This is a genomic window from uncultured Flavobacterium sp., from assembly GCF_937967675.1.
Taxonomy (GTDB): Bacteria; Bacteroidota; Bacteroidia; order Flavobacteriales; family Flavobacteriaceae; genus Flavobacterium.
The window spans coordinates 1-1,814 of sequence record NZ_CALBSN010000200.1 but is presented as its reverse complement, the minus strand read 5'-3'; the positions used below and the strand labels follow the sequence as shown (position 1 = coordinate 1,814).

The 1,814-nt window shown below is 34.3% G+C and carries 2 protein-coding genes and 1 pseudogene; all 3 read right to left on the bottom strand.

Annotated elements, in window-relative coordinates:
* Window positions 1-195 precede the first annotated feature (195 nt).
* On the bottom strand, window positions 196-900 hold the full coding sequence (locus Q0075_RS12975; protein ID WP_297869879.1) for a methyltransferase: 705 nt from the start codon (window positions 898-900) through the stop codon (window positions 196-198).
* A gap of 61 nt (window positions 901-961) precedes the next feature.
* Window positions 962-1,489 carry a ribosome maturation factor RimM gene (rimM, locus tag Q0075_RS12970; RefSeq protein WP_297869878.1) on the bottom strand — a complete coding sequence of 176 codons (528 nt, stop codon included), beginning with the start codon at window positions 1,487-1,489 and terminating at the stop codon, window positions 962-964.
* A gap of 15 nt (window positions 1,490-1,504) precedes the next feature.
* Window positions 1,505-1,814, bottom strand: a pseudogene (rpsP, locus tag Q0075_RS12965) (30S ribosomal protein S16); the annotation flags it as partial.

The window sequence follows — 1,814 nt, the reverse complement described above, 5'->3', positions numbered from 1 at the left end:
TTTTGATTTGAAAGTCACAAAAGTAAGTAAAGATTTTTAACAAATCAACGAACAAGTGTTATAATTTTTTAAGAAGCTTTTTCCAGCTGTCCGCTATATCTTTTTGTTTTATCGAATTCTAAAAACAAATCGTTATTTCATTGTAAAAGAAATGCTTGAAAAACAAAAAGGATGCCGCTACCATCTGGGCTAGGGCTACATCTTCAAATAGAACTCTTTCGTTAATTCGATGTATTCAGGAGTGTAATTATGTCTCGAAATTTCAATAACTAACTCATCGATTAAAGGAGTTTGTTCCATTCTACAAAAAGATAATAAACTTCTTTTAATTTCTGATGTTGGCGTGCCTTTTACACGAGTAATTTTTAATGGAAACAAATCCAATTCTTTACACATAGCAACAAATCGGTCTTCTTCTTTGTAAGGAATAATCACCGAGAAAATCCCGTTATCCGAAAGTAATAAAGCAGCCGCTTCAATTAATTCTTCAAAAGGTAAAGCGTCTTCAAAACGCGCTAAATCTCTTGAAGTATTATCAGACTTATAATCGTCTGTATAAAAAGGCGGATTGGAAATAATCAAATCGTATTCATCTTCAGGTTCGTCTACAAATTCATCCAAACCCGCATGAAAACAAAATAATTTATCTCCCCAAGGTGAAGCTTCAAAGTTTTCTACACATTGTTCGTAAGCGTCTTCTTCAATTTCAATGGCGTCAATTTGTTCGGCGTTGCTTCTTTGGGCTAACATTATAGATAAAATCCCAGTTCCAGCACCAATATCTAAAACATTGAATGGATTGTTAATTAACGGAGTCCAAGCGCCAAGCAAAACACCATCTGTGCCAATTTTCATAGCACAACGATCTTGATTTACGTAAAATTGTTTGAATTTAAACAAAATGATTAAGGATTGAATTTAAACAATTTAAAAAACTGTAAACTGTGACTGCGACTGTCAACTACTGTAAATAAAGGTCAACTAAACCTTCAGGAGTTTCTAAAGTAATGGTTTTATTTGCTCTGTCAAGTGCAATAATGAAATCATCAATAAGCGGAATTAAAATTTCAGTTCCGTTTTTATCGATTTCAAAAAGGGGTTGTGCGCCACTATCATTAATAGCTGTAATTTTTCCAATATTACCTAAACGAGTATCTAATACATCAAACCCTATTACTTCGTGATAGTAAAATTGGGTTCCTTCTAATTTAGGTAACATAGAAAGTGGAAGATAAATTTCGCTTCCCATGATTTCGTCAGCTTCATCTTCGGTTTGAATGTCTTCAAATCGAATGCGTAAGAATTTTTCTTTGTGAAGCGAACTGCTTTCAATAAAAAATGGAACCAGACTTTTGTTGATTTCAACAAAAACTGATTCCAAATTTTGATACAATTCGGGTTCGTCGGTGTCTAAATACGCCAATACTTCCCCTTTGAAACTAAATTTTTTCGCGATTTTACCTAAATAGAAACAATCTTCTTTACGCATGGAATCGCTATAAAATTATGCTTGAGTTTCTTCGTTGTTTTCTTCAACAGCAGGAGCTTCTTCAGCAGCAGCCTCAACTACTTCTTCTGTTACTTCTTCAGCAACTTCTTCTGTAGCTTCAGCAGCTTTTGCAGCTTCTGCTTGAGCAGCAATACGTTTTGCGTTTGCTTCTTGTTCTGCTTTTAAAGCTTTAGCTTTTGCATCAGCTTCAGCTTTTGATAAACCTGATTTCTTAGCTTCAACTTTACCAGCTTTTTCTTCTAACCAAGCAGCTAATTTAGCATCAGCTTGTTCTTGAGTTAAAGCACCTTTACGAACTCCTCCA

Excerpts from the sequence above, each read along its gene's own strand:
- rimM (WP_297869878.1), bottom strand. The coding sequence starts at position 1,489 with ATGCGTAAAGAAGATTGTTTCTATTTAGGTAAAATCGCGAAAAAATTT.